General features: G+C 59.8%; 10 protein-coding genes. 2 read left to right on the forward strand and 8 right to left on the reverse strand.

Annotated features, from left to right (window positions below; all coding sequences use genetic code 11):
* Positions 1-150: 150 nt before the first annotated feature.
* The 5 genes from ABJP42_RS19800 to ABJP42_RS19820 all read right to left on the reverse strand — a co-directional run bounded on the left by ABJP42_RS19800 (position 151) and on the right by ABJP42_RS19820 (position 7,075).
* The gene (locus ABJP42_RS19800; protein ID WP_348343520.1) at positions 151-933 is read right to left on the reverse strand and encodes a crotonase/enoyl-CoA hydratase family protein; all 783 of its coding nucleotides are present in this window, start codon (positions 931-933) and stop codon (positions 151-153) included.
* A 50-nt stretch (positions 934-983) separates the two neighbouring features.
* Positions 984-1,841, reverse strand: a complete 858-nt coding sequence (locus ABJP42_RS19805) for a hydroxymethylglutaryl-CoA lyase (protein WP_348343522.1) — start codon at positions 1,839-1,841, stop codon at positions 984-986.
* A gap of 61 nt (positions 1,842-1,902) precedes the next feature.
* Positions 1,903-3,837, reverse strand: a complete 1,935-nt coding sequence (locus tag ABJP42_RS19810; protein WP_348343524.1) for an acetyl/propionyl/methylcrotonyl-CoA carboxylase subunit alpha — start codon at positions 3,835-3,837, stop codon at positions 1,903-1,905.
* 86 nt (positions 3,838-3,923) lie between these two features.
* Positions 3,924-5,528, reverse strand: coding sequence for a carboxyl transferase domain-containing protein (locus ABJP42_RS19815; RefSeq protein WP_348343526.1), 1,605 nt, complete (start codon positions 5,526-5,528; stop codon positions 3,924-3,926).
* Positions 5,525-7,075 (reverse strand): AMP-binding protein, encoded by a 1,551-nt coding sequence (locus tag ABJP42_RS19820; protein WP_348343528.1) that lies wholly within the window; start codon positions 7,073-7,075, stop codon positions 5,525-5,527. Before ABJP42_RS19820 ends, ABJP42_RS19815 begins: the two co-directional genes overlap by 4 nt.
* Before the next feature lie 148 nt (positions 7,076-7,223).
* Between ABJP42_RS19820 and ABJP42_RS19825 the strand changes: the two genes are divergently transcribed.
* Entirely contained in the window at positions 7,224-7,829 is a 606-nt protein-coding gene (locus ABJP42_RS19825; RefSeq protein WP_348343530.1) for an OmpW/AlkL family protein, read from the forward strand.
* Between the two features lie 98 nt (positions 7,830-7,927).
* On the opposite strand, the gene ABJP42_RS19830 is transcribed toward ABJP42_RS19825, so the two are convergent.
* The 3 genes from ABJP42_RS19830 to ABJP42_RS19840 form a co-directional block, all read right to left on the reverse strand.
* Positions 7,928-9,088 (reverse strand): isovaleryl-CoA dehydrogenase, encoded by a 1,161-nt coding sequence (locus ABJP42_RS19830; protein WP_348343532.1) that lies wholly within the window; start codon positions 9,086-9,088, stop codon positions 7,928-7,930.
* Positions 9,089-9,331: 243 nt separating this feature from the next.
* A complete protein-coding gene (locus tag ABJP42_RS19835; RefSeq protein WP_348343534.1) occupies positions 9,332-10,525 on the reverse strand; it encodes a DegT/DnrJ/EryC1/StrS family aminotransferase in 1,194 nt (397 codons plus the stop codon).
* 75 nt (positions 10,526-10,600) lie between these two features.
* Entirely contained in the window at positions 10,601-11,263 is a 663-nt protein-coding gene (locus ABJP42_RS19840) for an HAD-IA family hydrolase (protein ID WP_348343536.1), read from the reverse strand.
* 130 nt (positions 11,264-11,393) lie between these two features.
* On the opposite strand from ABJP42_RS19840, the gene glmU reads away from it, so the two are divergent.
* Positions 11,394-12,749 (forward strand): bifunctional UDP-N-acetylglucosamine diphosphorylase/glucosamine-1-phosphate N-acetyltransferase GlmU, encoded by a 1,356-nt coding sequence (gene glmU, locus ABJP42_RS19845; protein ID WP_348343538.1) that lies wholly within the window; start codon positions 11,394-11,396, stop codon positions 12,747-12,749.
* The last annotated feature ends 1 nt before the right edge of the window (position 12,750 follow it).

Below are 12,750 nucleotides of genomic sequence, written 5' to 3' on the forward strand. Positions count from 1 at the left end.
TGCACAAGTCGCGACCCTGCGGCATCACTTATCGCTATTTGCGCCATCATGGGTTAATTTCTTATTATTTCCATAAGGAAAGGCGCCAAGATTTTTCCTGGCGCCTGACAAAACGGACATTCAAAATATTGGTTAACGAGGGGCGAAAAATCAACCCTGCCAGCGAGGCTTTCGTTTATCAAAAAAGGCGCCAATGCCCTCCGAAGCCTCATCGCCCTCCCAACGCTCGACAAGGGCGCGGATGGTCATATCGATGGTCTCATCATCCAGACGCGGCCCCAGATCCCGGGTGAGCTTTTTAGCCGCAGTGACCGCCCCCGGCGCGCAGGCCAGATAGGGCAAGACTTCCGCCTCCACCGCCGCAGCCAGGTCCTCCGCTGGAACAGTTTTGGCTAATAGCCCCAGATCCACCGCCTCGGCGGCGCCAAACAACCGCGCCGACATGAACACCCGGCGCGCCCGGGCCTCGCCCATGCGGGCGACCACATAGGGGCCGATGGTGGCTGGGATCAACCCCAGTTTGGTTTCGGTCAGGCCCATTTTCAAATGATCCGCGCCAATTGCCACATCACAGACCGAGGCCATGCCAACACCGCCGCCAAAGGCATTGCCCTGGATGGCACCAATCAACGGCTTCGGCAGGGTGTTGAGCAGCATCAAGGCTTCTGCCAGAACCCGAGCTTCCTTGGCGCGCGTCGCAGCATCGGCCTGCATCTGTTGCTGCATCCAGCCTAGATCGCCACCAGCGCAGAAACTTTTGCCCGCCCCGGTCAGAACCACAACACGCACCTTTTCGTCTGCCGCCAGCTCTGCCGCAGCCGCCTTGATCTCCAGTAGCATCTCGCCAGACATGGCATTGTGCTTCTCGGGGCGGTTCAATGTCAGCGTGGCAACGCCGCGCGCATCGGTTTCAATCAAAACTGTCTTATACACGTCTTATCCCTCTTCCTTTAGTTACCAAGCCCTGTGGTCAACACTCGGACCTAGCTATCACTGCGCATCGCCTGTGCCCTTTCTGCAGCCTCACTTAGAACCGCGCGGTCCAGTCCGGTGTCATATCCCAAGGCCGTCAGGTGATCCTGCACCGCTTCGGTGGCGACATTCCCTGCAGCGCCCGGCGCATAGGGGCAGCCACCCAGACCGCCCACCGCCGCATCAAACACCCGCACACCATGGTCCAGTGAAGCTTCGATATTCTGCAAGGCCCGCCCGGCGGTATCATGATAATGACCCGCCAATTGCACCGCTGGCACCCGTTTCGTTACGGCAGTGAGCATCTTGGAGATTGTTTCCGGTGTGCCCTGCCCGATTGTATCGCCCAGAGAGACCTCATAGCAGCCCAAACGATGCAGGATCTCGGCCACCTCAGCCACCTGCTCCGGATCCGTGGCGCCGTCAAAGGGACAATCGGTCACGCAGGAGACATAGCCCCGCACCGGCAGGTTGATCGCAGACGCGGCCTCCAGGATGGGCTTGAACCGCTCAATGCTCTCGGCCACGCTGGCATTGATATTGGCCTTGGAAAACCCTTCCGAGGCCGAGGCAAAGACCGCAATCTCATCCGCCTGTGCCGCAACCGCGTCCGCATAACCGCGCATATTCGGAGTCAATGCTGCATAGGACACCCCCGGACGCCGATGAATACCAGCCAGAACCTCGGCGCTGCCCGCCATCTGTGGCACCCATTTGGGCGACACAAAGCTGGCAACCTCGATGCGGCGGAACCCGGCCTTGGAGAGACAATCCACCAGAGCAATCTTTTCCGCCACCGGAATTTCCCGCTTTTCATTCTGCAGCCCGTCGCGCGGCCCCATCTCAAAGATCTCTACAGTTTGAGCCATGACAGCCCCTCCCTCATCACCTTTCTACAAATATTCAAAAGCCCGGTCAGCCGCCCGCGCCTCAGTCCTCTTCGAGGCGCACCAGGGCAGCGCCTGCTTCCACCTGATCTCCAGCAGCGGCAAGCACCTCAGCGACCACGCCATTACGGGCGGCCAGCAGGGAATGCTCCATCTTCATGGCTTCCAGAATGGCGAGACGGTCGCCCTCTTTCACCGCATCACCTGCTTTGGCAAAAACAGCCTTGACCAGACCTGGCATCGGCGCCTCGATCAGGTTGAGGTCCCCGCCTGCGGTCGCATCACGGTCCAGTGGATCAATCAGTACAAAGCCAAGCCCATAGCCATCATAGACGGTGATATCAGCGCCCGATCGCGACACCGCAGGCAGGCTGAAGCCACCAAGGTCCCAAGCGCCGCCATTGCGGCAGGCAACAATCTGATCCTCGCCGATGGTCCAGAGCTGTCGCGTGGGGCCATCGACCTCAACCATGGCTTCAAATTCTTCGTCCTGATGCACCAGATGCACCGACCGATGCAGATCGGCCCAGAGGGTGAAACCAGTGTCCCAATTGGCCTCGATCAAATCCAGGGCCTGCATGGCCGCTGCAACCCGGTGATGCGGCAACACTTTGGGCGCTTCTACCAGCGTATCAAGATCGCGGGCAATCAATCCGGTATCGACCTCACCTGCGGCAAAGCCTTCATGGGCGGCCAGCGCGCCGAGGAAGGCCAGGTTGGTGACTGTACCACCCACTTCGGTCTCTGCCAGGGCCTGCGACAGGCGCGACAGGGCAATCTCGCGGGTGGGACCATGCACAATCACCTTGGAGATCATCGGATCATACCAGGGACTGATGGTGTCGCCTGCCCGCACGCCGCTGTCGGCGCGGCAACTGGCGGGGAACTGCAGATGCGTCAGTGTACCGGTCGCGGGCAGGAACCCTTTTGGCACGTCCTCGGCATAGAGCCGCGCTTCAAAAGCATGGCCGGTGATGGAGAGGTCATCCTGCTGGGCTGGCAGGCTCTCACCCGCAGCCACGCGCAGCTGCCATTCGACCAGATCGGTACCTGTGATCAGCTCAGAGACCGGATGTTCCACTTGCAGGCGGGTGTTCATTTCCATGAACCAAAACCCGTCGGCCCGCAGGCCATTTCTGCCGTCCACGATGAATTCCACCGTGCCCGCCCCCTTGTAGCCGATGGCTTCAGCGGCCCGCACGCCCGCCTCTCCCATGGCGGCGCGCATCTCGGCGGTCATGCCGGGGGCTGGCGCTTCTTCGATCACCTTTTGGTGGCGACGCTGCAGGGAACAGTCGCGTTCAAACAGATGCACCGCCTGACTACCGTCGCCAAAGACCTGAATTTCAATATGGCGCGGCTGCTGAATATACTTCTCGATCAAAACATCCGGGTTGCCAAAGGAAGTGGTTGCCTCCCCCTGGGCGCTGGCAAGGGCATCGGCGAATTCATCCCCGGCTTCGACCAGGCGCATGCCCTTGCCGCCGCCGCCGGCAACCGCCTTGATCAGGACCGGATAGCCAATCTTATCGGCTTCACCTTTCAGGAAATCTGCCTCCTGATTGGTGCCGTGATAGCCCGGCACCACAGGAACGCCTGCCTGTTCCATCAGCACCTTGGCAGCGTCCTTGAGGCCCATCTTGCGGATCGCATCCGCCGAAGGGCCGATGAAAACCAGACCTGCGGCCTCGACCGCGTCGACAAAGTCAGGGTTTTCGGACAGGAAGCCATAACCGGGATGGATCGCCTTGGCACCGGTGGATTTGGCAATGGTAATGATCTCATCGCCCAGGAGATAGCTGTCGGCTGGGGCCGGTCCATGGCCGATGTGGCAAGCTTCATCCGCCATGGCGACATGTTTTGCTGCGCGGTCGGCATCAGAATAGACGGCCACGGTTTTGACGCCCAAAGAGCGTGCTGTTTCCATAACCCGACAAGCAATTTCGCCGCGATTGGCAATCAGGATTTTATCAAACATGGGGTTGGTCCTTTGTTTGGAAGGTCGGACCAGGGGCGCTGCCCCCGGACCCCCGGAATATTTTGGGAAAGATGATGGAACCCGGATTACATCCGGAAGACGCCAAAGCGGGTTTCATCAATTTCAGCGTTCAGGGCGGCGCTCAGCGACAGGGCCAAAACATCGCGGCTTTTGCGCGGATCAATGATGCCATCGTCCCACAGACGCGCCGAGGCATAAAGCGGGTGGCTTTGCTCTTCGAACATATCAATTGTGGGCTGCTTGAATTGGCTCTCTTCCTCGATTGACCAGCTGCCACCCTGACGCTCGATGGCGTCGCGTTTCACCGTTGCCAACACGCCAGCAGCCTGTTCGCCGCCCATTACGGAAATCCGCGAGTTGGGCCAGGTCCAGAGAAAACGGGGCTGATAGGCGCGCCCGGCCATGCCGTAGTTGCCCGCGCCAAAGGAGCCGCCGACCAGCATGGTGATCTTTGGCACATTGGTAGAGGCCACGGCGGTCACCATCTTGGCTCCATGGCGGGCGATGCCTTCGTTTTCATATTTGCGCCCCACCATAAAGCCGGTGATGTTCTGCAAAAAGACCAGCGGGATTTTGCGCTGCGAGCAGAGCTCTACAAAATGCGCGCCCTTTTGTGCCGCTTCCGAAAACAACACGCCATTGTTGGCGATGATGCCCACCGGGCAGCCTTTGACATGGGCAAAACCAGTGACCAGGGTTTCGCCGTAGCGCGGCTTGAACTCATCAAAACGCGAGCCATCCACCAGGCGCGCAATCACTTCGCGAATGTCGTAGGGGGTGCGCAGATCGCCGGGCACCACGCCAAGGATCTCTTCGGGATCATAGGCGGGCTCTTCGGGGCTGGCCCAGTTTACGGTTTGCGGCTTGGTGATGTTCAGGGACTGCACCGCGCGGCGGGCCAGCGCTAGGGCATGGGAATCGTCTTCGGCCAGGTAATCCGCTACACCGGAGAGGCGTGTGTGCACATCACCGCCGCCAAGATCCTCGGCTGAGACCACCTCGCCGGTGGCGGCCTTGACCAGGGGGGGACCGGCCAGGAAGATGGTGCCCTGCTCCTTGACGATGATGGTCACGTCCGACATGGCTGGCACATAGGCGCCGCCGGCGGTACAGGAGCCCATGACCACGGCAATCTGCGGAATGCCCTTGGAGGACATGCGGGCCTGATTGTAGAAGATCCGGCCAAAGTGATCGCGATCCGGGAAGACCTCGTCCTGTTGCGGCAGGTTGGCCCCACCAGAGTCCACCAGGTAGATGCAAGGCAGGCGGTTTTCCTCGGCAATCTCCTGAGCGCGCAGGTGTTTTTTCACCGTCATCGGAAAGTAGGTGCCGCCCTTTACGGTTGCATCATTGCAGACCACCATGACCTCTTGGCCGTGGACCCGGCCAATGCCAGCGATAACGCCCGCTGCCGGGGCTGCATTGTCATACATATTATGCGCCGCAGTGGCGCCCACTTCCAGAAAGGGCGAGCCCGGATCCAGTAGGTTTGCCACCCGGCGGCGCGGCAGCATCTTGCCGCGACTCTCGTGGCGGGCGCGGGATTTCTGACCGCCCCCCAGGCGGGCGGCCTCAGCCACCTCAGAGATCTGCGCCAGGGCCTCTTGATGGACGGCCTGGTTGGCCTTGAAGCCTTCGGAGGAAGGCATCGCCTTGGATTTGAGTTTCATGAGGAGGACTCCTGTTTCAGTTCTGCGCTTTCCTGCGCCGCGCGTGCCTTCAGTTCCTTGCGGATCACCTTGCCGGTTACGGTCATTGGCAAGGCATCAACAAAGGCGATTTCTCGGGGATAAGAATACTGAGCCAGCCGGTCTTTGACATAGATCTGCAAATCCTGCTCAGAGGCTTCGGCCCCCGGCTTGAGCACCACATAGGCTTTGACAATTTCGGTGCGCAGCGGGTCCGGTTTGCCGACAACGCCCACGGTTGCCACGGCCGGGTGGGTCATCAGGCAGTCTTCGATCTCTGCCGGGCCGATGCGGTAGCCTGCCGAGGTGATCACATCATCCTCACGTCCGACAAAGCGCAGGAAGTCACCTTCCCAGATGCCGCGATCACCAGTCACCAGCCAGTCACCGCAAAACTTCGCAGCGGTCTCAGCAGGGCGGTTCCAGTATTCCAGCATCATCGAGGCTGAGCCGCATCGCACTGCGACATCGCCCTCTTCCAAGGTGGGATTGCCCTCGGCGTTGATCACCGCCAGGTCATGGCCCGGCACCGGCTTGCCAATGCAGCCCGGGCGTGGAGGGTAATCGGCGCCGCAAGAGGAGGCGACCATATTACATTCGGTCTGGCCGTAGAATTCGTTGATAGTCACGCCAAAATTGACCTCTCCCCAGGCGAGCATCTCGGCGCCCAGGGGCTCTCCACCAGAGGCAACAGAGCGCAGACCGTCGAGCCCCTGCCCCGCTGCTTTCAACATACGCAGAGCGGTGGGGGGGAAAAACACGTTGCGCACCTTGCCGCGCTGCACCAGATCGGCGCAGGCCTCGGGAGTGAATTTGTCGAGCCGGGCCGCCACAACGGGCACGCCCAGCGCCAACCCCGGCATCAGGACGTCAAACAGCCCGCCAATCCAGGCCCAGTCCGCTGGCGTCCAGAGGCAATCCCCTGGCTGGCCCAAATGATCATGGCTGATCGCCACGCCGGGCAGATGGCCGGTGAGCACCCTGTGGCCATGCAGCGCGCCCTTGGGGCTGCCGGTGGTGCCGGAGGTATAGATCAGCACAGACGGTGTTTCGGCCAGAGTATCGGCAAAAGCGACGGCATCGCCTTCAAGACCCACCTGACCCACCAGGACGGCCTCGGCCAGATCACCCAGCAGTTCGGCACCTTCGGGATCGGTGAAAACAAAGCTGACCCCAGCATCCCCGGCACGAGAGGCAAGAGCGTCGCGTTTGAACAGTTTGAACAGCGGCACAGAAATAGCGCCCAGTTTCCAGATCGCCAGATGTGCGGCGGCGCACCAGGGGGATTGGCTCAGTAAGACGCCAACCCGATCACCGGTTTTGATACGGGTCATCAGATAACGGGCCAGACCATCGACCATCGCCGCCAGCGCCCCATGGGAAATATCACGCCGGGCTGCGCCTGTCAGATCGATGATCGCCAGTCTGTCCGCATCATGGGCCATGGCCTGTTGCGCCATATTAATCCGCGCCTCAAGCCGCCAGTCACCTTGAGGCGTCAGACCCGGGTAATGAATTGCTTCAGACATCGAAACTATTCCCAAAACGCATAGCTGATATGCCGATTTTTCCTGCATTCCCAAAGGGAAAGCCAAAGCATTTTTGATCCAGATCAGAGTTCACAGCAGGGCCAGATGGTAAAAGTGAAGCGAACATACAAGAAAAGGGATTCTCCCCATGAAACGCTCCCCTTCCATTCTCGCCTTGGCAACCGCCTGCACTGTCTTGGCGGTTCCAGCCTTTGCGCAATCGCAAGGCGACTGGACCTTTGGTGCTGGTATCATCAACGTCAATCCCAAGTCCGACAACGGTACTCTGGCAGGCAGCCCCGCCACATTGTCCGATGACACGCAGTTGTCGCTGACCGTTGAGTACTTCATCCGTGACAACCTCGGCATCGAGCTTTTGGCGGCCTCTCCCTTTGAGCATGACATCAATATCGGCGGCGCCCTGGCAGGTACATCCAAACAGCTGCCCCCCACCCTGTCGCTCAACTACCACTTCCCCACCAAGGGCAAGATCAAACCCTTCATCGGGGCGGGCATCAACTACACCACCTTCTTTGAGGAATCCCATGTCGGTGGTGGCGTGTTGAAACTGGATGACAGCTGGGGCTTTTCGGTTCAGGCTGGTGCTGACTGGCAGATCTCTGACAATGGCGCCCTGCGTCTGAACGTGCGCTACATGGATATCGATGCCGACGCCTATCTGAACGGCGCCTCCATCGGGACAGCCGAGATCGATCCGGTCACCATTGGCGTCAGCTACGTACACAGGTTCTGATCCTTTGATCTGAAATCTCTGTCAGGCCCCTCGGCCTGACACCCCAATTTGCAAATGCCCCAGCAGCCTCCCTCGGTCCGCTGGGGTTTTTGTTTGGCCTACATGGTGCCCATCAACTCCCGGCCGATCAACATGCGACGGATTTCGGAAGTGCCGGCGCCGATTTCCATCAGCTTGGCATCGCGGAAGATCCGGCCAACAGGATTGTCGGACAGATAGCCCGCGCCGCCCAGCGCCTGAACCGCTTGATGCGCCTGCACCATGGCTTGCTCTGAGGCATAAAGACAGCAGGCGGCCGCATCCTGGCGGGTGACAGTGCCCTTGTCACAGGCCTTGGCGACCTCATAAACATAGGCGCGGGCCGAATTCATTGCGGTGTACATATCGGCAATCTTGCCCTGCATCAGCTGGAAGTTCCCGATAGGCTGACCAAACTGTTTCCGCTCAGCCAGATAGGGCATCATTTCATCCATACAGGCGGCCATGATGCCGGTGCCGATCCCGGCCAGCACCACACGTTCATAATCCAGACCCGACATCAGAACCTTGACGCCCCGGCCCTCTTCGCCCAGCACGTTTTCAAAAGGCACTTCGCAGTCTTCAAAGATCAGCTCGGCGGTGTTGGACCCGCGCATACCCAGCTTGTCAAAATGCGGCGAGGTCGAGAAACCCTTGAAGTCTTTTTCAATGATAAAGGCGGTGATACCTTTGGAGCCCGCATCCGGATCGGTCTTGGCATAGACCACCAGCGTATCAGCATCGGGACCATTGGTGATCCAGTATTTATTGCCGTTCAGGCGGTAGTGATCGTTGCGCTTTTCGGCCCGTAGCGACATCGACACAACATCGGATCCCGCGCCTGCCTCTGACATCGCCAGCGCGCCGACGTGTTCACCTGAGACCAGACCGGGGAGGTATTTTTTCTTCTGTTCGTCGGTGGCGTTCAGCTTGATCTGATTGACGCAAAGGTTGGAATGGGCGCCATAAGACAGCGAGACCGAGGCGCTGGCTCGGGCCACTTCCTCGACTGCCACGGTATGGGCGAGATAGGACATGCCTGCGCCGTCGAACTCTTCGGGAACGGTGATGCCCAGCAGGCCAAGCTCCCCCATCTCTTTCCACAGCTCTGGTGGGAATTCGTTTTTCTGGTCGATCTCCTGCGCCATGGGTTTGACGCGATCCTGCGCCCAGCGGTGCACCATGTCCCGCAGCGCATTTACCTCATCCCCAAGATCGAATTGCATGCTTGCATTGAACATTGCCCGCTCCCTTTTCCAAGCTATCTGTCAAGTTATCTGAACACTTGTTCATTTATTAGCCTCAAACCTCGATTCGGGTCAATCCCCAGCCCCAATCTTGCACCCAAATGCCAAAGCCAACTGTCCAAAGGCAGTACAGATCAGTCCTACCGTGACAGAGCCTTTCTCCAGATCATCGCCCAAAACAAAAAGAGGCTCCCAATCTGGGAACCTCTGAGACTGCAGTGTGGAGTGAAAGACGGCTCAACCCGATTGGTAGACCGCACTCACCTCGGCGCGGATGATCCGGGCGATCTGCGCGCAGTCTTCAAGGCTAAAGGTCAGCGGCACCCGCATGTCGACGATGCCTGCGAGGATACGATCACTTTTGGGCAGGCTTTGCGCCTCAGCGTAGCGCCAGCTGTCATAGCGCGAGGTGAAGCCTGCAGGCTCTGCGCCACCAAACCATTTGAGCTCAACACCGTGTTTGGCGCAGCGGGAAATCACCTCGGCCACGGCCTCGGCACTCCAGTCCAGCAACAGGAACTGAATAGAGGACCCAACATAGATCTCGGCCTCAGGTCGCTCCACCACTGTCAGGCCGGGGGTATCGCGCAAGCCCGCCTCAAGTTCTTGGTACCGTGCGTTCCAGCGCTCCACCTGAGCGTACAGATCAGCCAGCTGCGGACGCAGGATGGCGGCGCGCAGGTTATCCATCCGGCCCGAAATATTGGGGGTCTCATATTTCACCCGCTCAAAGACCTCTGGACCCGGCGCTGCCAGGTGGCGCTCATAGAGCATATAAGACCCCGAGAGCATGATGGCGCGGGCGGCGATCTCTGCGTCATCGGTTACAAACAGCCCGCCTTCGCCGGAATTCACATGTTTATAGGTCTGGCAGGAATAGCAGCCCACCGCGCCCTGCCGTCCCGAAGCCACGCCATTCCAGGAGGCCCCCATGGTATGGGCGCAGTCCTCGATCACGGTAATGCCTGCGGCGTCGCAGATCTGCATCAACCGGTCCATGTCACACAGATGCCCGCGCATATGGCTGAGCATCAGCACCTTGGCCTGATCCGCCTTTGTCGCAAGATCCGCCAGATCGATGGTGAGGTCTTCGGTGACGCCAACAAACACCGGCTCGGCCCCAACAGAGGCAATAGAGCCCGGCACCGGCGCCAGGGTAAAGGCATTGGTTAGCACCTTGTCGCCGTGCCCCACCCCAACCGCGCGCAGGGCGGTGGCCATGGCATATCCACCCGAGGCCACGGCAAGACAGTATTTTGCCCCGACCTGGGTGGCAAACTCCTGCTCCAGCAAGGCGGTCTCGCCCAGCTCACCCTCGGCGACATTATAGCGATGCAGACGCCCATGGCGCATGACAGTCATGGCGGCCTCGATCGCCGCCTCGGGAAGTGCTTCTTGCTGGGTGAAGCTGCCGGTAAATTTCTCGCTCATGCGCCGTTTGTGAGCCGCCCTCAGGCTCCGGTCAAGGGGGAGAAATCGCCCCTGCCCCGCAGCCCCGATGAAGGATCAGCCAATCAAGCGGGCAACCAACCCCGGCAAATCCTCGTAGCGATCCAACAGTGCTTCGGGCTTGAGCGCGGCCATGTCGCCGCCTGCAGGACCAAAGGTCACCAGCACTGAGGGCACACCTGCATTGGCAGAGGTATTGCGATCAGTGTCGCTGTCGCCAATCAGAATGGTCATGTCAGGGTCACCGCCAGCGCGGCGGGCGGCTTCAAACAACGGTTCTGGGTCAGGTTTGCGCACCGGCAGAGTATCTGCCCCCACTAGGGAGGCAAAGGCATCCCGCACCCCCAAAGAGCGCATCAGCTGTTCCGCCAGTGCCTCAGGCTTATTGGTGCAGATGCCAACGCCATATCCCGCCAGTTTCAGCGCCTCGACGGCCTCCATGGCGCCTTGGTAGAGATAGGTGTGGTGGTTAATGGCCTCGCGGTAGGCGTCTAGCAAAACCGGGTAATAGTCGTCGACCTTCTGCGCCTCATAAACCCCGACACGTTTCATCCCCGCTGTCAGCATCATCTTGCCGCCACGCAGCGCCGTGGCCGCATCACCGGGTTCGGTCAGCACATCGCCCAGCCCCATCTGGCGAAAACAAGCATTGGCTGCCGCCAGAAGATCCCCAGATGTATCCGCCAGAGTGCCGTCCAAATCAAAGATAACAGTACGCATTTTGCCCCCAATCGGCGTCTTTTCGCTGCCTTTTATTGCAAGCCGCAACCAGTTTTGATGCCTCATTGGCTTGCACCCTACCTGTTAGCCGATAGAACGGGGGCAAATAAAGCCAAAGAGAAAACTTATTATGAGCACGGCCCTTGTCGTCCTTGCCGCAGGCAAAGGCACCCGCATGAATTCGGACCTTCCCAAGGTTCTGCACCCCATTGCCCAGGCCTCGATGCTGGAGCACGCCCTTGCCGCTGGGCGGGCCTTAGACCCGGAACGGGTGATTGTTGTGGCCGGGCACGAGGCCGAGGCCGTGCGCACCGCTGTCGCCGAGATAGATGAAAGTGCCGAAGTCGTCCTGCAAGAAGAGCAACTGGGCACCGCTCATGCGGTGGATCAGGCGCGGGAGGCCTTGCAAGGGTTTTCCGGAGATGTGGTGGTGCTTTATGGTGATACGCCCTTTGTCAGCGCTGAAACGCTGGAGCGCATGGTGGCCGCCCGGGCCAATGCTGATCTGGTGGTGCTTGGCTTTCACGCCGCAGACCCGGCCCGCTATGGCCGCCTTATAATGCAGGGTGACAGCCTGGAACGCATTGTCGAATTCAAGGATGCTTCTGAAGATGAGCGCGCCATCGATTTTTGCAACTCCGGCCTGATGGCCTGCGATGCCGGGTTGATGTTCGATCTGTTGTCACAGATCGGCAACGAGAATGCCTCGGGCGAGTATTACCTAACTGATTTGGTGGAATTGGCGCGATCTGCGGATCGTACTGTCACCGCTGTTGCCTGCGACGAAAGCGAGACCCTTGGCGTGAACTCCCGCGCCGATCTAGCAGCGGCAGATGCGGTGTTTCAGGCCAAGGCGCGGGCGGACCTGCTGCAGCTCGGCGTCACCCTGATGGCGCCCGAAACGGTTTATCTGGCCTTTGACACGGTGATTGGCCGCGACACAGTAGTTGAACCCAATGTGGTCTTTGGCCCTGGTGTTACGGTTGAGAGTGGCGCTCAGATCCGCGCCTTTTCGCATCTGGAGGGCTGCCATGTCAGCCGTGGTGCCAAGGTCGGCCCCTATGCCCGCCTGCGCCCCGGTGCCGAACTGGCCGAAAACACCCATATCGGCAATTTTGTCGAAACCAAAAACGCCGAGATCGCCGAAGGCGCCAAGGTCAACCACCTGAGCTACATTGGCGATGCCTCCATCGGCAAGGAGACCAATATTGGCGCCGGCACCATCACCTGCAACTACGACGGGGTGATGAAGCACCGCACCAAGATCGGCGCGCGCGCCTTCATCGGCTCCAACACCCTGCTGGTAGCGCCCGTGACCCTAGGCCATGAAACCATGACCGCATCGGGCACCGTGGTGACCAAAGACCTCGACCATGGTGATCTGGCCATTGCCCGCACCCGGCAGGAAAACAAGCCCGGTCGGGCGGAAAAAATTATGGATATGCTGCGCGCCAAAAAGGCCCGACTGACAAAAGGATCCGAATAAT

Source organism: Pseudophaeobacter sp. (assembly GCF_039971195.1).
GTDB lineage: Bacteria > Pseudomonadota > Alphaproteobacteria > Rhodobacterales > Rhodobacteraceae > Pseudophaeobacter.

What these genes read in the sequence shown, in the direction of transcription:
- ABJP42_RS19805 (WP_348343522.1), bottom strand. Translation starts at nt 1,841, where the DNA reads ATGGCTCAAACTGTAGAGATCTTTGAGATGGGGCCGCGCGACGGGCTG.
- ABJP42_RS19810 (WP_348343524.1), bottom strand. Translation starts at nt 3,837, where the DNA reads ATGTTTGATAAAATCCTGATTGCCAATCGCGGCGAAATTGCTTGTCGG.
- ABJP42_RS19815 (WP_348343526.1), bottom strand. Translation starts at nt 5,528, where the DNA reads ATGAAACTCAAATCCAAGGCGATGCCTTCCTCCGAAGGCTTCAAGGCC.
- ABJP42_RS19820 (WP_348343528.1), bottom strand. Translation starts at nt 7,075, where the DNA reads ATGTCTGAAGCAATTCATTACCCGGGTCTGACGCCTCAAGGTGACTGG.
- ABJP42_RS19825 (WP_348343530.1), top strand. Translation starts at nt 7,224, where the DNA reads ATGAAACGCTCCCCTTCCATTCTCGCCTTGGCAACCGCCTGCACTGTC.
- ABJP42_RS19830 (WP_348343532.1), bottom strand. Translation starts at nt 9,088, where the DNA reads ATGTTCAATGCAAGCATGCAATTCGATCTTGGGGATGAGGTAAATGCG.
- ABJP42_RS19835 (WP_348343534.1), bottom strand. Translation starts at nt 10,525, where the DNA reads ATGAGCGAGAAATTTACCGGCAGCTTCACCCAGCAAGAAGCACTTCCC.
- ABJP42_RS19840 (WP_348343536.1), bottom strand. Translation starts at nt 11,263, where the DNA reads ATGCGTACTGTTATCTTTGATTTGGACGGCACTCTGGCGGATACATCT.
- glmU (WP_348343538.1), top strand. Translation starts at nt 11,394, where the DNA reads ATGAGCACGGCCCTTGTCGTCCTTGCCGCAGGCAAAGGCACCCGCATG.